The organism is Paraflavitalea devenefica (genome assembly GCF_011759375.1).
In the GTDB taxonomy this organism is placed as follows: Bacteria; Bacteroidota; Bacteroidia; order Chitinophagales; family Chitinophagaceae; genus Paraflavitalea; species Paraflavitalea devenefica.
Genome location: NZ_JAARML010000002.1, coordinates 266,235 through 292,159, shown reverse-complemented (window position 1 = coordinate 292,159; position 25,925 = coordinate 266,235). Strand labels below are relative to the sequence as shown.

Annotated in this window: 27 protein-coding genes; 10 read left to right on the top strand and 17 right to left on the bottom strand. The window is 50.5% G+C overall.

Translation table 11 applies throughout. The features are described 5' to 3' along the window. The first annotated feature begins 14 nt into the window (after positions 1-14). A complete protein-coding gene (locus HB364_RS10775; protein ID WP_208419932.1) occupies positions 15-590 on the top strand; it encodes a UbiX family flavin prenyltransferase in 576 nt (191 codons plus the stop codon). Here the strand turns inward: HB364_RS10775 and HB364_RS10770 are convergent, their stop codons facing one another. Together HB364_RS10770 and HB364_RS10765 are read right to left on the bottom strand one after the other, a co-directional pair. Beyond that, a complete protein-coding gene (locus HB364_RS10770) occupies positions 591-1,265 on the bottom strand; it encodes a LolA family protein (protein ID WP_167287989.1) in 675 nt (224 codons plus the stop codon). Between the two features lie 353 nt (positions 1,266-1,618). Then, a complete protein-coding gene (locus tag HB364_RS10765; RefSeq protein WP_167287988.1) occupies positions 1,619-4,165 on the bottom strand; it encodes an FtsK/SpoIIIE family DNA translocase in 2,547 nt (848 codons plus the stop codon). Between the two features lie 157 nt (positions 4,166-4,322). Here HB364_RS10765 and HB364_RS10760 point away from each other — a divergent pair, with 157 nt between their 5' ends. Continuing rightward, on the top strand, positions 4,323-6,230 hold the full coding sequence (locus HB364_RS10760; protein ID WP_167287987.1) for a sensor histidine kinase: 1,908 nt from the start codon (positions 4,323-4,325) through the stop codon (positions 6,228-6,230). Between the two features lie 29 nt (positions 6,231-6,259). On the opposite strand, the gene HB364_RS10755 is transcribed toward HB364_RS10760, so the two are convergent. The 3 genes from HB364_RS10755 to HB364_RS10745 form a co-directional block, all read right to left on the bottom strand. Further along, the gene (locus tag HB364_RS10755) at positions 6,260-6,646 is read right to left on the bottom strand and encodes a DUF423 domain-containing protein (RefSeq protein ID WP_167287986.1); all 387 of its coding nucleotides are present in this window, start codon (positions 6,644-6,646) and stop codon (positions 6,260-6,262) included. Next, a complete protein-coding gene (locus HB364_RS10750; RefSeq protein WP_167287985.1) occupies positions 6,639-7,148 on the bottom strand; it encodes a shikimate kinase in 510 nt (169 codons plus the stop codon). The genes HB364_RS10755 and HB364_RS10750 overlap by 8 nt, the downstream gene beginning before the upstream one ends. 62 nt (positions 7,149-7,210) lie before the next feature. Further along, on the bottom strand, positions 7,211-8,392 hold the full coding sequence (locus HB364_RS10745; RefSeq protein WP_167287984.1) for an acyl-CoA dehydrogenase family protein: 1,182 nt from the start codon (positions 8,390-8,392) through the stop codon (positions 7,211-7,213). Between the two features lie 243 nt (positions 8,393-8,635). Between HB364_RS10745 and HB364_RS10740 the strand changes: the two genes are divergently transcribed. The 4 genes from HB364_RS10740 to HB364_RS10725 all read left to right on the top strand — a co-directional run bounded on the left by HB364_RS10740 (position 8,636) and on the right by HB364_RS10725 (position 11,396). Next, positions 8,636-9,202 carry an RNA polymerase sigma factor gene (locus HB364_RS10740; protein ID WP_167287983.1) on the top strand — a complete coding sequence of 189 codons (567 nt, stop codon included), beginning with the start codon at positions 8,636-8,638 and terminating at the stop codon, positions 9,200-9,202. Then, positions 9,199-9,807 (top strand): hypothetical protein, encoded by a 609-nt coding sequence (locus HB364_RS10735; protein ID WP_167287982.1) that lies wholly within the window; start codon positions 9,199-9,201, stop codon positions 9,805-9,807. The genes HB364_RS10740 and HB364_RS10735 overlap by 4 nt, the downstream gene beginning before the upstream one ends. Continuing rightward, complete coding sequence (locus tag HB364_RS10730; protein ID WP_167287981.1) at positions 9,782-10,768, top strand: DUF4097 family beta strand repeat-containing protein; 987 nt, start codon at positions 9,782-9,784, stop codon at positions 10,766-10,768. The genes HB364_RS10735 and HB364_RS10730 overlap by 26 nt, the downstream gene beginning before the upstream one ends. 280 nt (positions 10,769-11,048) lie before the next feature. Beyond that, positions 11,049-11,396 (top strand): MmcQ/YjbR family DNA-binding protein, encoded by a 348-nt coding sequence (locus tag HB364_RS10725; protein WP_167287980.1) that lies wholly within the window; start codon positions 11,049-11,051, stop codon positions 11,394-11,396. Positions 11,397-11,402: 6 nt separating this feature from the next. On the opposite strand, the gene pyrF is transcribed toward HB364_RS10725, so the two are convergent. The 7 genes from pyrF to HB364_RS10690 all read right to left on the bottom strand — a co-directional run bounded on the left by pyrF (position 11,403) and on the right by HB364_RS10690 (position 17,554). After that, positions 11,403-12,206 (bottom strand): orotidine-5'-phosphate decarboxylase, encoded by an 804-nt coding sequence (gene pyrF / locus HB364_RS10720; RefSeq protein ID WP_167287979.1) that lies wholly within the window; start codon positions 12,204-12,206, stop codon positions 11,403-11,405. Between the two features lie 66 nt (positions 12,207-12,272). Continuing rightward, positions 12,273-13,556, bottom strand: a complete 1,284-nt coding sequence (kynU, locus tag HB364_RS10715; protein WP_167287978.1) for a kynureninase — start codon at positions 13,554-13,556, stop codon at positions 12,273-12,275. Positions 13,557-13,583: 27 nt separating this feature from the next. Next, entirely contained in the window at positions 13,584-14,369 is a 786-nt protein-coding gene (locus HB364_RS10710; protein WP_167287977.1) for an SDR family oxidoreductase, read from the bottom strand. 48 nt (positions 14,370-14,417) lie between these two features. Beyond that, entirely contained in the window at positions 14,418-15,359 is a 942-nt protein-coding gene (locus HB364_RS10705; protein ID WP_167287976.1) for a glycerophosphodiester phosphodiesterase, read from the bottom strand. A gap of 36 nt (positions 15,360-15,395) precedes the next feature. Further along, complete coding sequence (locus HB364_RS10700) at positions 15,396-16,031, bottom strand: FMN-binding negative transcriptional regulator (RefSeq protein ID WP_167287975.1); 636 nt, start codon at positions 16,029-16,031, stop codon at positions 15,396-15,398. Positions 16,032-16,134: 103 nt separating this feature from the next. Then, on the bottom strand, positions 16,135-16,314 hold the full coding sequence (locus HB364_RS10695) for a hypothetical protein (RefSeq protein WP_167287791.1): 180 nt from the start codon (positions 16,312-16,314) through the stop codon (positions 16,135-16,137). 139 nt (positions 16,315-16,453) lie between these two features. Next, on the bottom strand, positions 16,454-17,554 hold the full coding sequence (locus tag HB364_RS10690) for an Mrp/NBP35 family ATP-binding protein (protein WP_167287974.1): 1,101 nt from the start codon (positions 17,552-17,554) through the stop codon (positions 16,454-16,456). A 103-nt stretch (positions 17,555-17,657) separates the two neighbouring features. On the opposite strand from HB364_RS10690, the gene HB364_RS10685 reads away from it, so the two are divergent. The 3 genes from HB364_RS10685 to HB364_RS10675 all read left to right on the top strand — a co-directional run bounded on the left by HB364_RS10685 (position 17,658) and on the right by HB364_RS10675 (position 21,438). Beyond that, positions 17,658-18,299: a carboxypeptidase-like regulatory domain-containing protein gene (locus HB364_RS10685; RefSeq protein ID WP_167287973.1), complete on the top strand. Its 642-nt coding sequence runs from the start codon at positions 17,658-17,660 to the stop codon at positions 18,297-18,299. A 505-nt stretch (positions 18,300-18,804) separates the two neighbouring features. Next, complete coding sequence (locus HB364_RS10680; RefSeq protein ID WP_167287972.1) at positions 18,805-19,947, top strand: serine hydrolase domain-containing protein; 1,143 nt, start codon at positions 18,805-18,807, stop codon at positions 19,945-19,947. 489 nt (positions 19,948-20,436) lie between these two features. Next, positions 20,437-21,438 (top strand): virulence RhuM family protein, encoded by a 1,002-nt coding sequence (locus tag HB364_RS10675; RefSeq protein WP_208419931.1) that lies wholly within the window; start codon positions 20,437-20,439, stop codon positions 21,436-21,438. A 4-nt stretch (positions 21,439-21,442) separates the two neighbouring features. On the opposite strand, the gene HB364_RS10670 is transcribed toward HB364_RS10675, so the two are convergent. From HB364_RS10670 to HB364_RS10660, 3 genes are all read right to left on the bottom strand, one after another. Further along, positions 21,443-21,955, bottom strand: coding sequence for a metallophosphoesterase (locus HB364_RS10670; RefSeq protein ID WP_167287971.1), 513 nt, complete (start codon positions 21,953-21,955; stop codon positions 21,443-21,445). A gap of 126 nt (positions 21,956-22,081) precedes the next feature. After that, on the bottom strand, positions 22,082-22,417 hold the full coding sequence (gene ytxJ, locus HB364_RS10665) for a bacillithiol system redox-active protein YtxJ (protein ID WP_167287970.1): 336 nt from the start codon (positions 22,415-22,417) through the stop codon (positions 22,082-22,084). Between the two features lie 139 nt (positions 22,418-22,556). Further along, positions 22,557-22,913: a hypothetical protein gene (locus HB364_RS10660; RefSeq protein WP_167287969.1), complete on the bottom strand. Its 357-nt coding sequence runs from the start codon at positions 22,911-22,913 to the stop codon at positions 22,557-22,559. Positions 22,914-23,114: 201 nt separating this feature from the next. Between HB364_RS10660 and HB364_RS10655 the strand changes: the two genes are divergently transcribed. After that, complete coding sequence (locus tag HB364_RS10655; protein WP_167287968.1) at positions 23,115-24,008, top strand: 3-hydroxyacyl-CoA dehydrogenase family protein; 894 nt, start codon at positions 23,115-23,117, stop codon at positions 24,006-24,008. A gap of 102 nt (positions 24,009-24,110) precedes the next feature. Here HB364_RS10655 and HB364_RS10650 read toward each other — a convergent pair whose 3' ends face one another. Next, positions 24,111-24,725: an IMPACT family protein gene (locus tag HB364_RS10650; RefSeq protein WP_246228468.1), complete on the bottom strand. Its 615-nt coding sequence runs from the start codon at positions 24,723-24,725 to the stop codon at positions 24,111-24,113. A gap of 112 nt (positions 24,726-24,837) precedes the next feature. Beyond that, positions 24,838-25,881, bottom strand: coding sequence for a bifunctional diaminohydroxyphosphoribosylaminopyrimidine deaminase/5-amino-6-(5-phosphoribosylamino)uracil reductase RibD (ribD, locus tag HB364_RS10645; RefSeq protein WP_246228467.1), 1,044 nt, complete (start codon positions 25,879-25,881; stop codon positions 24,838-24,840). Between the last annotated feature and the right edge of the window lie 44 nt (positions 25,882-25,925).

The following is a 25,925-nucleotide window of genomic DNA, read 5'->3' as shown; positions in this document are numbered from 1 at the left end:
TTAATTCAATTCCCATGCATAAGATAGTGCTGGCCATCACAGGTGCAAGCGGCTCGATTTACCCCAAACTGCTGATCCAAAAGCTGCTGACGATTCCTGCCCAATGGCAGGAACTGGCCATTGTGATGACGGAAAACGCCAAGCAGGTATGGGAAACGGAGCTCGGCAACACCGATTACAAGGATTATATGAACGCCGCCGGGCGGGTAAAGTTTTATTCGACGATGGATTTTAATGCCCCGTTTGCGTCGGGCTCGGGGCGGTTTACTACCATGATCATAGCTCCCTGCTCGATGGGAACACTGGGCCGGATCGCCACCGGGGTATCTACCGACCTGATCACCCGTGCAGCAGATGTAGTACTGAAAGAGCGGCGCCGGCTGATCTGCATGATCCGGGATACGCCTTATAACCTGGTACATATCCGCAATATGGAAACGGTAACCCTGGCCGGCGGTATTATCTGCCCTGCCTCCCCTTCTTTTTACAGTAAGCCCACTACTATAGAGGCCGTAGCCGCTACGGTTGCCGACCGGGTGCTTGACCTGGCGGGACTGGATATCAGTACGTTCCGGTGGGGGGAGGAATAGTTACCTCAAATCCACTTCTTCTACGCCGGGGTATTTGCTTTTGTCGAAGGTGAACATGGCATCGGTGAGCGCGGCCTTACCGTTGAGGGTATTGACGGTGTAGGTGATGCGGGTGCCACTCTTGTCGAGGATGCGGGTGCTGTAGATGGCTTTGCTGGTCTTGTCAACCAGGAGCAATACTTTATGGAAGGCCTTGGTTTTGTCGACCGGGGTCATTTCAATTTCTACGAGGGTCCTGGCGCCTTCTTTCTTTTCTCCATTGAGCTTGTACAGGAAGTCTTTATCGTAAAAGTTGGTAAATAATTTCTGGGGCGTGATCATGCTGGAGGAACCATCCAGTTTGGTAATGGTCACCTCATTGGCTGCTTTGTCGTAAGTCCAGATGTTGGAACCATCGCAGAAGATCTCTGTGCCGCCGGCCAGGCTCACGCGGTATTTGGAACCTTTCATAGACACTGTGCCTTTTTTGGTGTCGAGCACTTTGCCCCGGGCATCTTCGTTCTTCAGTACGAAAGCGGCCTGTACAGCCTTATACGTTTTAAACTTAGCGCTGACCTCATCGAGTATTTTCTTGGCGGCAGGATCGCTGGTAGCGGGGTTCTCGCCTATTTTAGTCTGGGAAATACCTGTAAAACCTACCACTAAAGCGCTAAAGAATAAAAGTATCGATTTCATTATGGGTGTTTATGAATTCCCTTTCCTTTCCTGGTTCGTGTTCCCACAAACCAAGGCCCGGAGAGAAGTTGGTGATAATTGCTATAATAAATAAATGCGCCGCAAAGATATTGGTTGTGCGGCAAAAACTTAGACGACGATTTTCCCCATACCGTTTAGTCGTTAGGAAATAATTAACAGAATTGGAGAGAATTCAGCATCCAGAATTCAGAATCCAGAATCCAAGATTCTGAAAGCCAATTCCGCAGCGTCCCCTTCGGGAGACACTGCGGGGAAGCTCAAAGCCAGAGGCTTTGAAATACCCGTCACCAGCCAGAGGCTGGCGACTGAGGAAAGTTAAATCCAGGTTCAGACTACCCAAAGTTGGCCAGGTGCTGTTCGAGGTCCATTTCGGTTTTGATGAGGACATCGCGGGCCTTGCTGCCCTGGCTGGGGCCTACGATGCCGGCGGCTTCCAGTTGGTCCATGAGGCGACCCGCCCGGTTGTACCCCAGTTTCATGCGCCGCTGGAGCAGGGAGGTGGAGCCTATCTGGCTGGAAACGATCATCCGGGCTGCATCTTCAAAGAGGGAATCGCGGTCGCCCATGTCAAAATCCTTGCCTTCCAGTTCTTTTTCATCCACGTATTCCGGCAACAGGAAGGCCTGGGGATAGCCGTTCTGGGCGCCGATGTTGTCGCAGATGCTTTCCACTTCGGGCGTATCCACGAAAGCACACTGGAGGCGGGTGAGCTCGCCATTGTAGGAAATGAGCATGTCGCCCTTACCAATGAGCTGCTCGGCACCGCCGGTGTCGAGGATGGTGCGGGAGTCAATTTTGGAAGATACTTTAAAGGCAATACGGGCCGGGAAGTTGGCCTTGATGGTACCGGTAATGATGTTGACAGAAGGACGCTGGGTGGCAATGATGAGGTGGATGCCTACCGCCCGGGCCAACTGTGCGAGGCGCGCAATGGGCATTTCCACTTCCTTACCAGCCGTCATGATGAGATCGGCAAACTCATCCACTACCAGCACAATGAAGGGCAGGAACTGGTGGCCTTTCTCGGGATTGAGCCGGCGCTTGACAAATTTCTCATTGTACTCCCGGATGTTACGGGTACCGGCCTCTTTAAGAAGGTCGTACCGGTTGTCCATTTCTATACAGAGTGCATTGAGGGTATGAATTACTTTTTTGGTATCGGTGATGATGGCTTCTTCCTCCCCCGGCAGCTTGGCCAGGAAATGGTGCTCGATGGTGCGGTAGAGGGTGAGCTCCACTTTCTTCGGGTCTACGAGCACCAGCTTAAGCTGGGAAGGATGTTTTTTGTAGAGCAGGGAAACGAGGATGGCGTTCAGGCCAACGGATTTACCCTGTCCTGTGGCACCGGCCATAAGCAGGTGGGGCATGGTGGTAAGATCTACAATGAAGTTCTCGTTGTCGATCTTTTTACCAATGGCCACCGGCAGGCTGAAGTTGTTGGACTGGAATTTTTCGGAAGCCAGCAGGGTTTTCATGCTCACCACTGTCTTCTTCACATTGGGCACTTCAATACCAATGGTGCCCTTGCCGGGAATGGGCGCAATGATACGGATACCCAGGGCCGCGAGGCTGAGGGCGATATCGTCTTCGAGGTTCTTGATCCGGGAGATACGGACACCGGCTGCCGGAACGATCTCGTAGAGGGTTACGGTAGGCCCTACTGTGGCACTGATCTTCTGGATGTCAATATCGTAGTTCTTGAGGGTGGTGATGATCTGGTTTTTGTTGGTCTCCAGTTCTGCCGCGTCCTGCACGATCTTTTCACTGCCGTGCTGTTCCAGCAGGTCGAGTGAAGGGTACTGATAATCGCGCAGGTCGAGCGTAGGCTCGTAGGGCGTGGTGATAACCGGCGCTTTGACTTCTTCTTCCGGTTCCTTCTCCCCTTCTGCTGCGTTCTCTTCTGTTACCGGTTCTTCGGGCATGGATTTGATCTCCAGTTCGAGTGAAGCGGCCGCCTGTTTGGCCTTCTCCATCTTCTTGTTGACCGGCGGTAGCGGTGTTGCTACAGGCGGTGGTATTTGTACCGGTGGCGCCGGTTCGTCTATGGTGAAAGGAGGTTCCTCTTGTTCCGGCATGGCCTTTTCCACGAGTTGCATGTCTTCGAGCAAGGCTTCATCTATTTCCAGTTTGGGCTCCAGTAAGGGGGCTACCTGTTCGCCTTTCTTCAGTTTATTGGCCTTTTTGGGTTTGGGCGCTGGTTCCTGCTCTTCTTCATTGACCGGCAATACCGCTTCTTCCACACCCGCTTTTTTCGCCGGTAAGGCAGGCACTTTAAAGACAGGATTGAAACGCCAGATGATGTAGGCCAATCCGCCCACCAGCAATAACGCGGCCGTACCTATTTTACCGATAAGGCTCACGAGCCAGTCGCTGATCATGGAGCCCACAGCCCCACCCCAGGTAAACTGGCTGCGGCCTGCTACAAAAGCGCAGGCCACACTAAAGAAGAGTATGCCCACGATGAGGTAGCGCAGGTTGCGCCCTATGGAAAAGATCTTTTTGCCAAAGAGGGCATTGACCCCCATTACAAAGAAGAGCGTACAAAATAAAAAGGAAGCGAGCCCGAACCCGTTGTAAAAAAACTGGTGGGAGATGTAAGCGCCGATGTTGCCGAGCAGGTTGGTGGTTTTCACACCCGCCGAGGGCCACAAGATGGAAGCGCCCCGGAATACTTTATCCTGGTCTTCACTCCAGGTAAATAAGTAAGAGGTAAATGCGATAAACAGGAAGAGACTTGCCAGCAGCGAAAGTGTGCCGGCAATTTTATGGGTACGTTCATCTTTTACCAATTGTTTGACGGTCACCTGTTCTTCCTTCTCAGGTTTCAGTTTGTCGTTATCAGGTGTTTTGCTTTTGCCCGATTTTAAGCGATTGGCCATGGTTACAAAGATAAGTAGTTGAACAAAACTGCCCTATAAACAAATAAAAGCGTTGGGAAGCAGGTAAATATTGTATTTTAGAAGGCCAAACAACATGAAATCCCGGGAGCACCTACCATTCAGGGTCAGCTATCTAACCCGCCGCCTTCGCGTGGGTATGCTTCTATTCACTCTTTTTCTTGTTTCTTTTCTTGGCAGCCACCTGCACAGTTATGGTCAATTGGATACGAGTGAGGTGATAGATATCACTAGAATACGTTTTTACCGGTCGGAGGTGCAATCTTTCAGCGTATCTGTACAACCCAAGGGAAAGGTACCGGAAGAACGCATCCCCCTCCTGCCCTACCGGCCGCTCAGTAAAGTACTTCCAGCCAGCTTCATGGAAAAAGAAATTTTCCAGCGGTTTACCTTGACGAATAGTGGCGATACTGCCAAGGAAGTGTATTATATGCCGGGCTTTTATTGCCGGTATATGCAATTGTACGAGGCATCGCCCGGCAGCCCCGCTGGTCATTTTACGCGTGTACCGGACAGTGTTTCGCACAGCCAACGATTCTCCGGCGCTCTTCTTATTAAACTGAAGCCGCATGAAACGAGTGTATTTTATTGCCGCTTCCAGTTTGTACGTACGAATATTAATAATATTATACCCCGTATTATAGAAAAGGATTACCTGCGGGAATGGCTCGAATCGATCCGTGAGAAGGATTCCCTGCTGGATATTATTACGTATGTGGCCTGTGGTATTTTGCTGATGATGATCTTTTATTCGCTGGCCGTGTACCTGCAGAACCGCAGCAAGGAGTTTATTTTTTATGCCCTGTACACGCTGTGCACGACCAGCCTGTTGTTCCTGAAATCGTTCCTTAACCTGTCGCCCTCACCCTTTCATTATTTTTATGAAGAGTACCTGGACCTGATGATTATGACCGCCAGCGTTTTTACGTACCTGGTATTCATCCGGCAGTTTATTAATACCCGGGTGCAACATCCCCGGCTGGACAAGCTGCTGCGCTGGTCGAGGTTTGTACTGCTCCTGTTCAGTATTGTTTTCTCCGTGCTTTATTTTTTTACAGACAAGTATGTTATCCTGAGCATCATGGAGAATTTCGTGATCAAGCTGATCTTCTTTATCGTGGGGATCACGTTTATTGTGTACAGTATTAAGAAGAAAGATACGCTGCTGAATTACCTCGCTTTGGGCAACCTGTCGCTGGTAGTGTTCTCGATCCTCTCCCTGCTGTTTATTATTTTCAAGTGGAAGATCGCAGACAGCGATGGTATCTGGGGCATTTTTAACCGGGCGCTGTTTTATTATGAGATCGGGCTTGTACTGGAGCTCGCTTTTTTCCTTTCGGGCCTTGCCTGGAAGAACCGTCGCGATATTATTGAGCGGGTAAAGGAAAGAGAACGGCTGAAGCTGGAGAATGAACGGAAGGAGTTTGAGAAGCAAATGGCCGTGGTGACCGCGATGCAGGGCGAGCGGGACCGTATTTCGGCCGATATGCACGATGAACTGGGCTCAGGCGTTACCGCCATCCGCCTGATGAGCGAGATCCTGAAGACGAAGATGAAGCATCAATCGATCCCCGAACTGGAAAAGATATCGAACAGCGCCAATGAGCTGCTGGGTAAGATGAATACAATCATCTGGACGATGAAGAGCTCGAATGATACGGTGGAGAGCCTGATCGCTTATATCCGGGCGCATGCGATCGAGTATTTCGACAGCACGCCTATTGATTGTACGGTGCGCCTGCCGGCCGTGATACCACAAGCTGATATCAGCGGCGAGAAACGCCGGAATATTTTCCTGAGCGTGAAGGAGGCCTTGAATAATGCGATGAAGCATTCACAGGCGACGCATTTGCAAATAGATATTATTGCTAAAGATAGTATGCTGATCATCCGCGTTACGGATAATGGCGTGGGGATTAATACGGAGCAGTTGCGCCGGTTTGGGAATGGGCTTAATAATATGCGGAGACGCATGGAGAGTATAGGGGGCGCGTTTCATGTAGAAGGGGATGGGAAGTGTGTGTTGACGTTTGAGGCGCCACTATGAGCAATTACTCACTGCTTATTACTCACTACTCACTTCTTCAGGATGGCGACGAACATGGCAATCCAGCCGGCGATGAGGAATAAGCCGCCGAAAGGAGTAATGGCGCCGATGCCGCTGAGGCCAACGGTGTTGGTGGCTTTCAAAGCGGTTAAGATGTATAAGGAACCGGAGAATAAAACAATACCAATGATGAAGAGGATGCCGGCCCAACGCATCCAGTCGCCGGGGAATTTCTCAAATAAGATGGCTACCGCCAATAAAGCAAATACGTGGTAGAACTGGTACCGTACACCTGTTTCGAAGGTACTGATGGTTTCAACGGGCACCCATTTTTTCAATCCATGTGCGCCGAAGGCGCCGAGGGCTACGGAGAGGGCGCCCAGCAAGGCGGCCGTTTGCAGAAAAGCTTTATGCATGTAAAACAGTTTGGATAAAATCATTCATGGAGATGGCATCTTCTTTATCGAGGACCACATCGGCCTGCTCGTAGTACATCCGCCGCTCATTGAGTTTGCGGATGATGTAGGTACGCAATCCTTCATCATCAATGTCTTTGATAAGCGGCCGTTTTGCTTTTTCTTTGAGCAGGCGCTGGAGTATGACATCCACATGGGTATTGAGCCATACGACGATGCCCACTTTTTTCATGAAGTCAATGTTGTTGAAGAAACAGGGCGTACCGCCACCACAGGAGAGCACCAGGGATTCGTTGTCTTCCACGAGTTTTTCCATGGTTTGTTTTTCCAATTGCCGAAAGTATTCCTCCCCGGAATCTGCAAAGATATCTGCCACGGTTTTGTCTTCTGCTTTTACGACTTCTTCATCGAGGTCGAAGAAAGGCAGTTGAAGGCGGTGTGCCACCTGCAATCCCCAGTGCGTTTTGCCGGAGCCCATGAAACCTATGAGGATGATTCTCATTTATTATCTTTTTTCCGCAGCGTCCCTGCGGGAGACACTGCGGGGAATTAAAGATCTGTTATTTATTTAAAGGCATTCAGTCCTGTTACGTCCATGCCGGTGATGAGCAAATGGATGTCGTGGGTGCCTTCGTAGGTGATGACGCTTTCGATGTTCATCATGTGGCGCATGATGGCGTATTCGCCGGTGATGCCCATACCACCCAGCATCTGCCGGGCATCGCGAGCAATGTCGGCTGCAATTTCACATCCATTGCGCTTGGCCATGCTCACCTGCTGCGGTGTGGCCTTGTGCTCATTCATTAATACGCCCAGCCGCCAGTTGAGCAACTGCGCTTTGGTGATCTCCGTGATCATTTCCGCCAGTTTTTTCTGCTGCAACTGGAAACCACCAATGGGACGGTCGAACTGTACCCGCTCCAGCGAATAACGCAGGGCTGTATCGTAACAATCCATCGCCGCGCCTACCGATCCCCAGGCAATGCCATAACGGGCCCTTGTCAAACAACTCAGCGGACCTTTCAGTCCTTTTATGTTCAGGATATTTTCTTTGGGTACCTGTACATTGTCGAACACCAACTCGCCCGTGGCCGAGGCCCGCAGGCTCCATTTGCCGTGCGTGGTGGGCGTGGAGAACCCTTTCATGCCGCGCTCTACTATAACACCGCGAATGTCGCCTTGTTCATCTTTGGCCCAAACAACTGCCACCTGGGAAAAAGGCGCATTGCTGATCCACATTTTGGCGCCATTGAGGATGACGTGATCGCCGGCATCTTTGATGTTGGTGAGCATGCCGGCCGGGTTGGACCCATGGTCGGGCTCGGTGAGCCCAAAGCAGCCCAGCCATTCGCCGCTGGCCAGTTTGGGCAGGTATTTATGCCGTTGTTCTTCACTGCCGTATTCATAGATGGGGAACATGACGAGGGAGCCCTGCACAGAAGCTGTGGAGCGTACTCCACTATCCCCTCTTTCCAATTCCTGCATCATGAGGCCGTAACTGATGTAATCCAGTCCGCCGCCCCCATATTCCACCGGGATGGTGGGACCAAAGCAGCCCAGCTCGCCCAATTGTTTTACGATATGCTCCGGGAATTCGGCCCGCTGGGCATAGTCTTCAATGATGGGCGATATCTCTTTTTTGACATAGTTTCGGACAGATTCACGGATAAGTTTTTGTTCTTCCGTCAATAGTTCATCCAGGACAAAGTAGTCGGGGCTTACAAACTGATCGGTTTTGGCGGCCATAGTAGCTGATTTTGACAATATGCTGCAATGTAGGAAAAAATAGCTATCAGGTGTTAGTCTTTGAATAGCAGAACTTTAAAGTTCCGGGTTTCGCGTTCGGGGTTCCGGGTTCTTTGGGTGTAACCGCGTAACAACCTGCAATTTCCTGCATTGGGAGGCTGGGAACAAGATTTTTTTAATGGATATGCAACATGTGTTTCATCCACCTGTCTCTTATTATGAACAATATTTAAAACATTCATTTTGGAGCTGACTGCAACCACCATCCGGGATGAATTGGTAGAACGTTGTAAACGAGGGGATTCCCCGGCTTATCAACAGTTGTACCAACGATATTCCAAAGCCATGTACAACACGAGCCTGCGGATCGTGAATAATTCCGCAGATGCAGAAGACGTACTGCAGGAAGCTTTCCTGGACGCCTTCCGTTCACTGCACGATTTTCATTACCGCTCCACGTTCGGGGCCTGGTTGAAGAAGATCGTGATCAATAAGTCGATCAATACGCTGCGCAAAAGGCGGGCGCATTTTGTGGAGATCAATGAGCACAATGAAGATGCCGTGTATGCCCTGGCGCAGGAGGAAACCGTGAACGAAGAGGAGATGCAATACCAGGTAACCGAAGTGAAGCGCGCGATACAGAAGCTACCGGATGGCTACCGGACGGTGCTGAGCCTTTACCTGCTGGAAGGCTATGACCATGAAGAGATAGCAGGCATATTGAGCATATCGCACAACACGGTACGCACCCAATATGTAAGAGCGAAACAAAAACTACTCTCTATTATAAAACAAGGAGGATTGTCATGAGTACCCGTTTTGAAGAATTTATGCGTAATCACCGGGATGAGTTTGATGCGGATGAACCGGCCCCGCAGATCTGGAGCAAGCTGGAGCAGGAACTGCGCCCCGCTTCCCAACAAAAGGGAAGAACGGTCACGATGAAGATCCTGCGCTGGAGTGCCGCTGCCGCTATCCTTGTATTGGCCGGGTATGGTGTATTCCACCTGTTTAACCCGCAAAAAGGTAATGATCCGCAAGTTGCGCAACAGCAGCCCGGCAAGCAAAACCAGGCCTCCGGCGATGTGTTGCTGAAGGATATCGACTCTACTTATGCCAAAGAGGTGTATCATTTTACCCAGTTGATCGAGCTGAAGCAACATGAGCTAAAACAAATTGAGAAGGATAACCCTGCATTATATAAACAGTTCCTTACGGATATTACGAGGCTGGACAGTGCTTATAAAAGTTTACAGCAAGAGCTGCCTACGAACCCGAACAGGGAACAGTTACTGGAGGCGATGATTCAGAATTTGCGGCTGCAGACCGAATTGCTGAACCAACAGCTACAGGTGATCCAACAAATCAAAAAATCTAAATCAGGAAGCGATGAAAGCAATTCTAAGAGCATATAGCACGAGTTTATTGATCACTGCCCTCTCATTCGGCACCCAGCAAGTGCTGGCCGGCGAAGACCCGATGGTAGAAAAGAAGAAGACGTATTCGAAATCTTATTCCGTGAGCAGTAGTGACAAGATCTCCCTGCGTAACCAGTTTGGCGAGATGAAGATCAATACGTGGGATAAGAATGAGGTGAAGGTTGATGTAGTGATCACTGCCGAAGCAGGCACTGATGAACGTGCACAGCAGATCCTCGATATTATCGAGATACAGGATGGTAAGGGAGGCAACGGCGTTTGGTTCAAAACGAAGATCGGGAATAATAACCAACACCGCGGCAAGGGGGAAAAGCAAAGTTTTGATATTGACTACACCGTGTATCTGCCGGCCAATAATGTACTGGATGCCGGTAATGAATTCGGCCCTATGACAATCGGTGATTATAAAGGGAAAGTAAGCCTTGAAAGCAAGTTTGGCAGTCTGACCACCGGTAACCTGACCGGTTATGCCAAGGTACAGGTAGAGTTTGGCAAAGCCAATATCGGCAGCATGGACAATGGTGATGTGACGATCAAGTTCTCGCGGGGCCTTATTAATAAGCTGTCGGGTGAAGTGAAAGCCAATTTTGAACACAGCAGTATTAAGGTGGGCGTGGAAAATGATGTAAAGAACCTGGATGTGAAGAATAGTTTCACCCAGCTTTTCCTGGATGTGAATACCGGCCTATCCGCCAATTTCGACATCAGCACGAGTTTTTGTGAGGTGAAGAATAAGACGAGCTTTGCGATCAAGAAGGAAGGGGATGATGAAGACCATGGGCCCAAGTTTGATTTCAGGTATTCGGGCAAAGCTGGTGGCGGCGGCTCGAATGTGCGGGTGAAGACCAGCTTCGGAGATGTGACGATCGGGCATAATATTGCGTTTGATGTGAATGATGATAATAAGAAGGATAAGAAGAAGACGAAGAGTATTTGAGGTGAGGACACCGGCAGTCGGCAGTGCGTTTGCTTCGACAAGTGCTATAACTAACAGGTCTATAACTCAACTTTTGCAGTCAGCAGAGTCGAGACTCTCAACAAGCGGGGTGCTCCGGTAACGGATGCGGCCCCGTTTTTGTTTTGGGCAACTGCTATCTTTGCGTTTGTGCCGGGCAAGCCGGAGGTGTGGTAGGTAGCAAAGCCAGAGGCTTTGAAATACCCGTCACCAGCCAGAGGCTGGCGACTGAAGAACCGATCATAAGTTTAAATACCCTGTCATGACGATTGAAGGTATCCAGTCGATCTGCAAGCAATTTCCAGCCGTAACGGAAGATATTAAATGGGAAGATCACCTTTGTTTTAATGTAGGTGATAAGATGTTCATTATTACTGCGCCTGATATGGTGCCGCCTACTGCTTCTTTTAAGGTATCGGATGAGGAGTTTGACGAAGTGAGCAGCCGCGCAGGGTTCAAACCGGCGCCCTACCTGGCCCGTCATAAATGGGTGTATGTGGACGATATCAACCGGCTTTCCAAAAAGGAATGGGAATATTTTGCTAAACAGGCCTATACCCTGGTAGCTGCAAAACTGCCCGCCAAAACGAAAAAGCAACTGGGTATTTAAGGATTGTTATTTGAGATAACCCGCCATTTCCTGCTGGTATTCCTTCGCCACTTCTTTGGCTTTTGTGGCAAAGTCTTCTCCATTAGATGCATAGATGATGGCGCGGCTGGCATTGACGAGAATGCCTACATCCTTGTTCATGGCCTTTTCAGAGATCTCTTTGAGGCTGCCGCCCTGGGCGCCTACGCCGGGCACGAGGTAGAAGTGATCGGGGGTTATTTTGCGGATGTCCGCAAACCAGTCGCTCTGTGTAGCACCCACTACATACATAAGATTGCCGGGATTGCCCCACTGTGCCGCCGTGGTCAGTACTTTTTGATAGAGTAACCCCTCCCCTGCGGGCTGCAGTTCGAAGTCGGCGGCGCCGCTGTTGGAAGTGAGTCCGAGCAGGATGGTCCACTTGTCTTTGTATTCCAGAAAAGGCTTGACGCTATCGGCTCCCATGTAGGGCGCCACGGTGATGGCATCGAAGTCCATGGTCTCAAAGAATGCTTTGGCATATTGTGAAGAGGTATTGCCGATATCGCCGCGCTTGGCATCGGCAATTTTGAAGTGGGAGGACGGGATGTAATCCACGGTCCTTTCCATGGCCTCCCAGCCTATTAATCCCAGTGCTTCATAGAAAGCGGTGTTGATCTTGTAGCTGACGCAGTAGTCTTTGGTAGCGTCAATGATGCGCCTGTTGAATTCGAAGATGGGTTCGGGCTTGGATAAGAGGTGTTTGGGGATTTTGGTGATGTCGGTGTCGAGGCCTACGCAGAGGTAAGATTGCTTTGTTTTGATTTGGTGAATGAGTTGTTCGCGTGTCATTTGTTGTTGTTTGTGGCACAAGTACGCTGAGCTCATAGCCAGGCTGCCTACTTGCGCCAGTATCGTTTATACTTTGTTTTTCAAAATATCCAGCAATGTATCTGCAAAGTGCCAGACTTCCTGATAGGTGTTGTACAATGGTACGGGGGCGAGGCGGATGACGTTGGGCTCGCGCCAGTCGACGATGATGCCGGCCTTGGTGAGCTCGTCGAAGATCTTTTTGCCATCGCGCAACATGAGCATGGAGACCTGGGAACCGCGCTCTGCTTCCTCTCGCGGTGTGATGAATTCAATGACCGGTTCAGCGGTAGTGGTATTCACTTCTTCCAACAGGAACCATAGCCAGTTGCTGAGCTTTTTTCTTTTGGCCTGTATGTTGTCCCATCCCGCTTCCTCCACTATTTCCAATGCGGCTTTGTGGGCTGCATAGAGCAAGGGCGAAGGTGTGCTCAACTGCCATCCTTCTGCTGAAGCTACCGGCACAAAACCTTTTTGCATGAGAAAGCGCGTGGCTTTGTCGTATCCCCACCAGCCGGCCAAACGTTGCAGGGAATTGTCATTGTGGTAACGCTCATGGATGTAGGCGCCGCCGATCGCACCGGGGCCGCTGTTGAGGTATTTGTAACTGCACCAGCAAGCAAAATCTACATTCCATTGGTGCAACTGCACCGGTATGTTGCCCGCTGCATGCGCCAGATCAAATCCTACTTTGGCGCCTGCCGCCTGGCCCGCTTTGGTGATGGCGGCCATGTCGAAGACCTGGCCGGTATAGTAGTTGATGCCGCCCCATAGTACCAGGGCCAGTTCGTCTTTGTGTTGTTCGATGGCCTGTAGTATGTCTTCCGTGCGGATGGTATGCTCTTCTGCGCGCGGGCCGATTTCTATGATGACCTCCTCCGGATTGAAGCCCAGGTGTTTTACATGGGTCTCGAACATGTATTGATCACTGGGGAAGGCTTTGGCTTCGCAAATGATCTTGTTGCGCTTTCCCTGCGGCCGATAGAAGGAGACCATCAGTAAGTGCAGGTTGACCGTAAGTTGGTTCATGACCACGACTTCATGCGGCAACGCGCCTACGATGTTGGCCAGCGGAGTTGTAAGCGTATCATGGTATTGCAGCCAGGGCTTTTCGCCCATGAACCAGCTTTCGACGCCGTATTGCGCCCATTGGTTGAGGACTTCCTGCAGGTGAACTTGCGTGCGCCGCGGTTGGAGCCCGAGAGAGTTGCCGAGGAAGTAGAGTTGTTTGTTGTTGTTGTGTTCCGGGATGATGAATTGCTGGCGGAATGGGGCCAGCGGATCCTGCTGATCGAGTTGTTGGGCGTGGGTTAGACTGTTTTCAAATGTCATGGGCGTTTGCTTCTGTTCTTTTCTAGATTATATCACGCCGGTTTTACCGCCGTCGACGGGGATGCTGACGCCGTTGACGTAGCCGGCGGCGGGCGATGCGAGGAAGGCGGCAACGGCTGCCAGTTCGGCGGCCTCGCCAAAACGCTTCGCCGGTATTTCATTCAGCATTTCCTGTTCAATGACTTTGGGATCGACCTTGCGCCGTGACGCATTGTTCTGTATGAGGCTGTCCAGTCGCTGGGTTTTGGTATAACCCGGCAGGATGTTGTTGACCGTAATACCAAAAGCCGCCAGCTCATTGGATAGGGTCTTGGCCCAGGAAGCCGTAGCCCCGCGAATGGTATTGGACACACCAAGGTTTTTGTTGGGTATGCGCACCGACGTAGAAATGATGTTGATGATACGGCCATAAGCAGCTTCCTTCATGCCGGGTATGACCGCTTTTACCAATATCTGGTTGCAGATGATGTGCTGGTTGAAGGCCGTCAGGAAGGCATCTTCGGCCGCCTCCGCGATGGGCCCGGGCGGCGGACCACCGGTATTGTTTATTAAGATGTGCACAGGTGTAGCGGCTACTATAGCTGTGATGGCCTGCCGCACCTGATCGGGGTGGGCGAAGTCGGCCACTTTATAACTATGTTGCTGCTGGTACGGTACGGGCAATGCGGCCGTGATCTCCTGCAGCGCCTGCTGATTGCGGGCTAACAGGATGCAGGTAGCGCCCATAGTGGCCAGTTCCTGGGCGATGGCCAGGCCAATGCCCTGGGTACTGCCGCCAATGACGGCGGTTTTGCCTTGGAGGGAAGTGTTCATAGTGTTGGTTTGAGACGGGCAAAGGTAAGGAAGAGTGGGTGTTGGGCACTAATTAAACAGGTTGGGGTAGTCGGAGATGATGCCGTCGACGCCGAGAGATTTGAGTTTTTCGATGGTGGGTTTGTCGTTGACGGTCCAGGGAAGGATCTTGATCTGTTTTTGGTGGCATTGCTCTACGAGCTCCGGTTTTACGAGGGTGTAAAGCGGACTGTAGATGGTGGGGGTAAATCCGAGTTGTTTGAGGTGTTCTTCGAGACCGCGGTTGTCGGCCACGAGGGCGGCTGTTTTGATAGCGGGATATTTGGTGTGTATGATCTGCAGGGTGCGGAAGTCGAAAGACTGGATGATGACGCGGTCTTCGATGTGCTTTGACGAGATGACGGCCATGAGTTTCTCCACAAATTCTTCGGGCGCGGGGTGGTATTGGTTGTCGGTTTTGGGATTGCACTTGGTCTCGATGTTGTAAAAGACGGGCGTGCCGTTTTTCTTTTTGGTGTATGCTTCCACCGAATCAACGACTGCACTTAACAAGGGCTTGGTGACTGCCAGTTTCTGCTGTTCTTTAAAGCCGGGATTGACGGCCATGCCTACATCATACCGCTGCGTTTCGGCAAAGGTCATCTGGTAGATGTTGAGGCCGCGCTCTTCGGCGGCAGTGACGCGTGTGCCGTCGGGCTTTGTGGCAATGGCAGCACTGAAGAAAGGTTCATGGGAGAGGATGACCTGCCCGTCTTTAGTGATAACGGCGTCCATTTCGAGGGTGGTGACGCCGAGGTCAACGGCCTTCAGCATGGCGGGGATGGTGTTTTCCGGCATGAGGCCGCGGCAACCGCGGTGCCCTTCTTTGTCGAAGGCCGGTAAGGTGGCTGTTTTGCTCAATGGCTGGTTATTGCTGTTATCCGCTGCTTTGTCGTTTTTCCGGGTGGCGTGACAGGCGACCACTAATCCAAGTATTAAAACTAATTCTACGGTTTCCTTGATCCCTTTCATATCACAAGATTACATAATTCTTCTAAATATAAACCCCTAGGCGTGTTTAAATAATTGTGATGTCCGCTCTTCCATCTCCCGGGCAATGTATTGTGCGTCAGCCGTTCCCTGCTTCAATTTGTCTATAATGCGGTGGTAACTGGCTTCGTCGCGGTTCTGGCTGAGCTTGAAAACATTGTCTATGTCCGTCACCGTGATCTCAAATCCCACAATGGCCTTGACGAGCCGTTGTATGTATTCCCGGGGCAGTGTGTCGAAGCCACCGGGCGTATTGGGGCCGCCTTCAAAATGGGTAGTGAGGTCGCGCAATATGTCCAGCAGGGCGGCTTCTTCCAGGAATTTCAATTCGCCTTTGGCGTGGACGCTCATGTAGTTCCAGGTAGATCCCTGTTGGGGGTTGGCATACCAACTGGCGCTGACATAGGTGTGCGGGCCGGTGAAGAGGGCCAGTACGTGGGGATTTTGTATAAAGGCTTTGTGGTGATCGGTTTGCCGCATGAGGTGGCCGCGGAAGGTGAGCTGGCCGTTCTTCTCGCTGATGAGCAGGGGCACCTGGGTGGCGACAGGTTTGTTCTGTGCGTCGACTCCAGAGAGCATGACGAAGGGGTGGGCGTGCAGGAAGGCTTTGATCTTGGCGAAGTCGGGTTCTTTGAAATAAGGTAAATGGTACATGGGGCGAAGGTAAAAAAATCGCCTGTTGTGAAAGTGGGGTTTTGCGTGAAACGATGTTTTGGGGTGATAAGATGCAGGCGGGATTCCTCGCCACTCATTCTGCTTATTGTTTCTTTTGTTGGCCGGGGGCGTATTGTTTGGCGGACTTGGCGCCGGTGAGTTTTTTGGCCTGGCCGGGCGGGAGGGGTTTGGAGGATTTGACGATGACGGTTTTACGGGTACAGGCAGGAGTAGCTATTACCGTAAAGCCGAGGAGCAGTAAACAACAGGTTTTGAGTTTCATGTGGTGATTTTTAAGGATATAAAATTTTAGTGTTGTACAAAGGTAATATAATGAGGGAGTTCTGCAAGCCGCATGGCTGAAAGCCATATAATAAAAATGCGGGGCTGCAAGCCCCGCATAGCGAAATGAAAAGAGGTTGTTATTCAATTATTTCGGCAACTTTTTGACCGCTCATGCTGGCATTGCGCATGGAGATGCTGCGGATGGTGTTGGCGGCGAATTCTTCGAAGGCCTGTTTGGTGATGGGATCGTCGCCCACCATGGCGGGAATGCCAATGTCGCCACCTTCGCGGATGCTTTGCACCAGGGGAATCTGGCCCAGGAAGGGGATCTCGTACTCTTCGGCCAGCTTTTTACCACCTTCCTTGCCGAAGATGTAGTATTTGTTATTGGGCAGCTCGGCCGGTACGAAGTAGCTCATGTTTTCCACCAACCCGATGAGGGGCACTTTGATCTGGGCCTGGCCAAACATGGCAATGGCCTTTTTAGCATCGGCCAGGGCCACGTCCTGGGGGGTGGTCACGACCACGATGCCCGTAACGGGGGCCGTTTGCAGGAGGGTAAGGTGGATATCGCCGGTACCGGGGGGCATATCAATAAAGAGGTAATCGAGCTCGTCCCAGAAAACATCGGTCACAAACTGGCGGATGGCACTGCTGGCCATGGGCCCGCGCCAGACGACCGCATTCTTTTCATCGACCAAATTGCCAATGCTCATGAGCTTGATGCCATAGCGCTCCAGGGGCACGATCATGCCTTTTTCCTGGCCTTCCACCTGCCTCATCATGGGCCGCTCGCCGCGCACGCCAAACATAATGGGCACGCTGGGGCCGTAGATATCGGCATCCATGAGTCCCACCCGGGCCCCTTTCTTTGCAAAGGCCAGCGCCAGGTTGGCAGCCACAGTGCTTTTGCCCACGCCGCCCTTGCCGCTCACGACGGCAATGATGTTGTTGACGTTGGGGAGTACTGCGCGGGTATCCTTGCGGTTGGTGGTGGTATGGGAAGTGAAGTTGACCTTTACAGTGGCCTCCTTGTTTAATAAGAGTTTAATGGCGTTTACACAGGCCATGCGGATCATGTCTTTCATGGGACAGGCCGGTGTGGTGAGCACGACGGTGAAGGATACGTAGTTGCCTTCGATGACAATGTCTTTCACCATGTTAAGTGTCACAATGTCTTTTCCAAGATCTGGTTCCTGCACGTTACTCAACGCCTCTAAAACTTTGTCGGGGGTCATCATCTAATAGTTTTGTTAAAATGGATCGTATTGGTGCAAAATTAACCAATAACCGGGTGATTTTGTTGAACGTATTTAGGCATAACCTGTATATTTGAACCGCATGAAGAGACATTTACTACTCGCCGTTTTGTTTGCCGTGACCTTTCCGTTCCTGGCCGATGCCCAATTTGAAAAGTTGAAGGATTCCGTGATCCAGTTGTATGGTGTGGTGATGACAGCAGACAGCCTGAAGGCGATTCCCTCTGTGAGTGTTACGATCAAAGGCGAGCGCCGTGGTACGCAGACGAATGAACAGGGTGTGTTCTCGATCGTGGTGCAAAAAGGCGATGTGATCGAATTCACTTCTATCGGTTATAAGCCCAAACTGGCGGAGATCCCCCGCGACCTGGAAGGCAATCATTACAGCCTGATCCAGTTGATGGTGACGGATGCGGAATACCTGCCGGCGACGATCATTAAGCCGCGGCCTACGAAGGAGCAGTTTGACCGGGATTTCGTGAATGTCCCCGTGCCGGATGATGCCCTGGAAACGGCCCGCAAGAATAATGATGAATCCAAGCGACGTGTATTGGCCCGCACCCTTCCGCGGGATGGCGGCGAAAACAGCAACCTCCTGCTGAATAATAATGCCCGCCGGGCTACTTATTATGGCCAGACGCCTCCGCAGAATATTTTCAACCCCATGGCCTGGGCGGAGTTTATTAAGGCGTGGAAGCGGGGAGATTTTAAGAATAGTAAGTAGAGAGAATACAGCATTCAGAATGGTCGCATAGTGCGGTTATTTTCCCAAAAACGATATTAAAGCTGCCGGCTAATACCGGCAGTTTTTTTTACCTGCGTGCCGGGCGCCAGCAGCCCTGCTGTTTTTGGCTAAAACCGCTGATTTTCGTGAAATGGGCAAACTATAGCTTAGGTATAGCGTAGGTATAGCTTAGGTATAGAGTTCCCATAGTCCAGGTATAGAGTATCTATAGAGTATCTTTAGCTGATCTATAGTTATACGTACTGTTTCCTGGCTTCTTTTTGCTTCTTCTTTTGTTGCTCCCTTACTGCCCGTTGTAATATCACGACACAAACATACCTACCCAAACGGATGGTTTCCAAATGCGGGTGGTAGTTATGTAGTAAAATGAAAAAAATGATCAAAAATGGAAAGAGACGGGCGTTGCCCGCAGAGGGGTCCGTCTGCGGATTTGTGATACCGGTTATTTTTCAATAGCTTCCGTCTTCAACCATTCTATTGCCCCATGTCACGGACTGCTTATTTTGCCCTATTTCATACCGTTATTTTCGTTGCCTGCACTTTCCTGCATGGTATGGGGCAGCCGGAAAAAGCGGAAGCCCGCATCCAGGAATTGATGCAGGAGTCGAAAATGGCGGGCCTTGCCGTGGCTGTTGTTAAAGACAACCGGATCATTTACACGCATTCCTTTGGTTTTAAGGATATCGAAACCAATACCCCGCTTAATGATTCCTGCCTGTTCCGCATCGCCTCCATCTCCAAATCGTTTACGGCTACTTCTATCATGCAACTGGTGGAAGCCAGGAAGCTATCCCTGGATGATGATGTGAGTGACCTGCTCGGGTTTAGCGTGCGGCACCCGCAGTTTCCCGCAACAGTGATCACCCTGCGCATGCTGCTGTCGCATCGTTCGGGTCTCAATGATAGTCAGGGTTATTCTACCCTGCATGTGATCAACCCCGGCAAGAATCGCAACTGGGCAAAATGCTTCAGTGATTATGAACCGGGAACGGCCTACCGGTATTGCAACCTGAATTTTAACCTGGCGGGTACGATCCTGGAGCGCGTATCGGGTGAGCGGTTTGATCAGTATGTAAAACATCATATCCTCGATCCGCTTGGCCTGTATGGCGGTTATTGTGTGGATTCGCTGGATACCTCGCGCTTTGCCACGATTTATGAATACCGGGCAGATTCGGGCAGATTTATCCCCTCCCCCGCTGCGTATGCACCCCGCAGTGCAGAGATCGCTCAATATACCATGGGCTATAGTGCTCCGCTCTTCTCCCCTACAGGTGGTATGAAAATAAGCGCCACTGACCTTGCCCACTATATGATGATGCACATGAACCTTGGGCGGTACCATGGGAAAAGGATCATCAAGAAGAAAAGTGCGCGGCTGATGCAATCGAGGATCTCTGAGAAGGAGGGATATGGCCTGGCTATTGTGACGTGGGATTCACTGATCAAGGGTAAGGTGATGAAGGGGCATACCGGTGCGGCTTATGGCTTGTACAGTACGATGTTCTTTGAGCCCAAAGAAAAGTTTGGCATTGTGGCCATCACGAATGGTTCTGATGCCAGTGGTTCCCGCGGATTGAACGCAATCGTACAGTGTTTATATACGCATTTGATCCGGAAGGATTGATGGATGATGCAGGGGCGCCAGCTGCCCTGCTGTTTTTGGTGAAAACCGCTCCTTTTACCCTAGTACGCTATTTGAATACTCTTACTATACCTTTGGGTGGGCTTTGGTATAGCTTTGGCGTACCTTTGGTACGGCTTTGTCCTACCCTGCTTCTCCCTTCCCGGCTTGCCAATCCTGACAAATCCTGTATGTCTGCAGTCCTTTCTCTTTGCTTTTCTGTCTTCCTGTCATCATAGCGTAACCCGACAAACGTAATGTATAGGATCAACATTACCCAATGTGGATGTCCGTTTTTGGTCTAAACGTGCACAAATGTCCTTTTTTGTATGTCTTATTTGACTCACTGTATCGTTTAAACACTTCCACGATTTTATGAATGTCCTGGTATTTCCTGTAGGCAAATAATAAGTCAGCAATCAGCTAAAAACTAATTTAATTAGTAATTTTACCCGATATATCAGAAAAGACCAGTTGAAAACAGATTGCATTATGGAGAAGCAGGAAATCATTATTTATAACACTTCGGACGGGAAAGCATCGGTAGCGCTTTATGCCAGAGATGGCAATGTATGGATGAATCAAAACCAGTTAGCAGAACTTTTTGACACCTCTGTGCCGAACATCAGCACACACATATCTAATATACTGAAAGAAAATGAGTTACGAGAAAATTCAGTTATTAAGGAATATTTAAGTACTGCCGCTGATGGCAAGCAATATACAGTTACTTTTTACTCGCTGGCCATGATACTGGCCATTGGCTTCCGGGTAAGGAGCAAACGGGGGACCCAATTCCGTATTTGGGCCAATCAAAACCTGCGGGAATACATGATCAAGGGGTTTGTGATGGATGATGAACGTCTGAAAAATCCGGATGGCCGCCCGGACTATTTTGATGAATTGCTGGAACGGATACGGGATATCCGGGCTTCTGAAAAACGGTTCTATCAAAAAGTGAGAGACTTGTTTGCCCTGAGCAGCGACTATGACCCTACTGACAAAGCCACCCAGATGTTCTTTGCCGAAACTCAAAACAAGCTGCTGTATGCCGTTACCGGGAAAACAGCCGCTGAAATTATTGTCACCAGGGCTGATGCAGACAAACCGAATATGGCACTTACTTCCTGGAAAGGCAGCATTGTGCGCAAACAGGACATATTCATTGCCAAGAACTACCTTACTGAAGATGAAATCGATACTTTAAATCGCCTTGTCGTGATATTTTTGGAAACTGCCGAACTGAGAGCGAAGAACCGCAATAACCTGACCATTGGCTTCTGGAAGGAAAATGTAGATAGAATACTTGAGTTCAATGAACGGCAGGTATTGCGTAATCCGGGAAGCATCAGCAATGCACAAATGGAAGACAAAGTACAGGAGGTTTATGCAATTTTTGACAAAAAGCGAAAAGCATACGAAGCTGCGCAAGACGATTTGCAAGACCTGGAAGAACTGAATAAAAAAGTTGCATCGAAACGAAAACCACAATAATTACTCAACCGAAACCAAACCGGGAATTGACAGCATCCACAATGGCTGATTGTACAAACGCCCAATAATCCCGATGAAGACGATTGCTATGCAGGGGGAGGAACCGCTCACCACCCTGGGTAATGGACCTATAATCGGTTACTGCGCGGGCAATATCCCACTCCGCCGCCGGGCTAATATGAGACCATAAGGGGGAGAAAATGAGGGTGCAGCCCACCAATTGCTCTACATGGTTATTAAGTAGGTAGACATTGCTACGGATGTTTTCGCGTAAGCTGCCACTGCGCTGCATGACGTCACCGCCGTAATATTCATGGTTGCCGGGCAACCAATAGGTAGCCTGAAAGTGATCGGACAGGGAGGAGAAGAAATCCGCACGTTGCTCCATTGTTACAAAAGGAATGATATCACCTACTAATATGAGGATGTCTGCAGCAGGAACAATGGGATTTGCTTTTAGCCATTTTGTATTGTCGGGTAGTTCCAGGTGGAGGTCGGAGCAGTATTGGATGGTCATACGATGTATGGAATCAAATGTATGATCATCCTGTTAGAATACCTATTCATCCTTGCTGCTGATGGTGCTGCTGCTGTGAGCCGGAGGCTCACCAATAGGCGTCACCAGCCAGAGGCTGGCGACTGATTACAAATGCCGCGCTATAGCGCCGGGATCAATAGCATGGTGCGAAGTAGTATAGACTACCTTTTTATCTTTCAGTACAATGATCTGCGGCGACTGGTGGGTGACTTTCAGTTCCTGTGCAATGAGGTTGGAGATGGGGCGGAACGCCTGTAAGTCCAGGTAATGGAAGGCGGCTTTTCCGGCAATTTGTTCAAATCCGCTCTGCAGCTTATACTTTGCGTGGGCGCTGATGCCGCAGGTGGTGCTGTCTTTGAATATGATCTGCGGTTTTTCGGCTGAGTCTTCTACAAGGGTATAGAAAGCTTCTTTTTCAGTTAGGGTATTCCATTGATGCATGGGGCAAAGATACGCAATAAGGCCGAATGGTTTGTGCGCCATGCTGGTTCGTGGGACACGAACCAGGGCAGTAAAAAAGCCCTCACCGGCACAATCATCCGGTAAGGGCCAGCACCTGTTATTATGAAAAAAGAACGGACTAGTTTAGGGCCATTCCTGCCGCTGTGGCAATCACCCCCAAGTCTACCAGCACACTGACAAATAATACCGGAATGGTGATTTTTGTAGGCATGGCCGCCAGGTTGACGATGAGCGCTATCGCCATGGCAAAGAGGGCTGTCATGAACAAGGCCAGGTTCATACCGGTTAGGGCTACAATCAATAATATAGTTAAAGGGGTTAGTACACAACCATGGCCGCCGATGGCCAGGGCCAGCCACATGAAACGGCGCTCTTCCTGGCCTTTTGCCCAGGCAAAGAAGCGGCTGAGGACAGAAGTATTTTGCTGTACGGGCGAATAGGTTTGCGGTACGGAAGGATGAACTATAGTGGACATAATCTTGTGTTTTATTACCCGGTAAAGGTGGGACAAAGAGGTTGCCTGGAAGGTGACGGCGGTTGGCTGGGGGACTGATTTTGGTCATGCGGGGGCGGGTATGTATAATTTACGGCTAATCTGCTACATTTGCCCGGCTTGTTGTATTCTAGGCAGCGCCTTCCAGAAGGGACGCTGCGTAATTAAAACCAAACGTTTGTCATGTCACTTCAACACATTGCAGTTATCGGTGCGGGCACTATGGGCAATGGCATCGCCCACGTGTTTGCGCAAAGTGGATTTAATGTAAAGCTTATAGATGTTAACGCGGCCCAACTGGAGAAGGCGCTGCAGACGATCAGCAAGAACCTGGACCGGCAGGTAGCCAAGGCCACGATCACGGAAGCGCAGAAAGCGGCTACCCTGGCCAATATTATTACCGTTACCGACCTGGCCGCAGGTGTTCAGCCCGCGCAACTGGTGATAGAAGCCGCCACCGAAAATGTTGACCTCAAACTAAAGATATTCCGCCAATTGGATGAGACAGCGCCCGCCGGCGCCATCCTGGCCACGAATACTTCTTCTATTTCGATCACGAAGATCGCTGCCGCTACCAAACGACCTGCCCAGGTGATTGGCATGCACTTCATGAACCCCGTACCGGTGATGAAGCTGGTAGAGATTATTAATGGTTATGCTACGGACAAAGAGGTAACGGAAAAGATTGTATCGCTCAGTCAACAACTGGGTAAGGTGCCCTGCGTGGTGAATGATTATCCCGGCTTTATTGCCAACCGCATCCTGATGCCCATGATCAATGAAGCGATTTACAGCTTGTATGAAGGCGTGGCCGGTGTGGAAGCAATCGACACCGTGATGAAGCTGGGCATGGCCCACCCCATGGGACCGCTGCAACTGGCCGATTTTATCGGGCTGGATGTTTGTTATTCTATCCTGAATGTGTTGTATGAAGGTTTCGGTAACCCGAAGTATGCGCCTTGTCCGCTGCTGACGAATATGGTGACTGCGGGGTATTTGGGCGCGAAGAGCGGGGAAGGGTTTTATAAGTATACGGCAGGGAATAAAGACTTAATAGTTAGTGATCGCTTCAAATGATTGTGAGGCAGGAGGTCTGAGGTCTGAAGTCTGAGGTCTGAAGAGCTTGCTGTGGCGGGCTTCCTGCGCTGTATACTGACTTCTGATCTCTGACTTCAGATTTCAGGCTTTCTTTACTTCTATGTTTCTTATATCATTCAGCCTGTATAGTGCTTCCTGCAGGCGGGCTTTGGAGATGCCGATCTTCAGGTGGCAGAAGAGGCCGAGGTCCTGTTCGAGGACGGTGCAGTTTAGTTGCTTTACGATCATCATGATGTCATTCATTTGGGAATAGTCGAAGTGAATGGCATAAGGCACTTCGATGAAACGTTGGGTGGCCGGCATTAACTGCAATACCATAGCAGCAGCGCTTTTGTACGCATTGATGAGGCCGGGTACGCCCAGCAGGGTACCGCCGAAGTAACGAACTACAACAATCAATATGTTGGTGAGCTCTTTGCTGTCTATTTGTCCGAGGATGGGCTTGCCGGCTGTGCCGGAAGGCTCGCCGTCGTCGCTGACGCGGAAGGTGTTTTTATCGGTGCCAATGCGGTAAGCAAAGCAATGGTGGGTGGCTTTCGGGTGTTCTTTCTTCACTTCTTCCAGTCGCTGCTTAAATTCTTCCACGGTATTGATCGGAAAGGCAAAGGCGATGAATTTACTGCCCCTGTCTTTGAATTCTGCGGTGCCGGATTTTTCCACGGTGTAATAGAAGTCCTGATCCTGCATACTAATCATTGTTGGTTGTTTTTGAAGTTTGAAGTCGGAGGTCGGAGGTCTGAAGTTCTTGCTGCGGCAAGCTTCCTGCACTATATCCGAACTTCCGATTACCGATTTCAGATTTCTGACTTCAGACTTCGGGCTTCACTGTTCTTATGGTGTCTGTTCCTAATTGCTGTTGCTCCACTACCCTTGCCGCGCCCAATACCGGTGCGGCGATACCGCCTTCCACAAATAATTCCTCATTGGTAATGATGCGGGCTTCATCCCAATAGCCTTCATCAATGAATGATTGCAGTAAGCGCGCGCCGCCTTCAACGAGTACGCTCAATATTTTCTGCTGGTACAAGGCATTGGCGATCTGGTGCACGAGGCTGACGTCTTTGGTGACCTGGTAGTAGAGCAGGTTACCCTGTTCTTCGTGCTGCCGGGTATTGAATACGATGGTACGCACTGTTTTATCGAACAGTTTGAGCGAGGAAGGCAGTCGCAGATCCATGTCCACTACCAACCGCACCGGATCCGGCCCGCTCCATAACCGGGTATTGAGCTGTGGATCATCAAAGAGGGCCGTATTGGTGCCCACCAGGATGGCCGCCTCCTCACTGCGCCACCGGTGCACCAGGCGGTTCGTTCCTGCACCACTGATGTGTAAACGCGCATGATCTTGATTGCCGATGCAGCCATTGGCTGTTTGCGCCCATTTGAGTATGATGTAAGGCCGGTGCTGCCGGTGAAAGGTGAAAAAACGTTTGTTCAGCTCCGTGGCAGCTTGTTCCAGGACGCCCACAGTGACCTTAGTACCAGCGGCTTCCAATTTTTCGATCCCTTTTCCATCTACCTGCGCAAAGGGATCGCGGCAACCGATAACGACCTGCGGTATTTTATGCCGGATGATGAGATCGGCGCAAGGGGGCGTCTTTCCAAAATGGGCACAAGGCTCCAGTGATACGTACATCGTAGATGATGCGATCAGGTGGCGATCGGTGTCTTTCACGGAATCAATACAGTTGACTTCGGCATGCGGCCCACCATATTGGCGGTGGAAGCCTTCGCCGATGATCTGTCCATCATATACCAGCACCGCCCCCACCATGGGATTGGGCGCTGTGTAGCCGGCGGCCTGCCGGGCCAGCTCCAGGCAGCGATGCAGGTATGTTTCGTGTACTGTCAAAGGTGAATGATCTTAATCAAGAAGCCGCAAAGATACGATGGTTT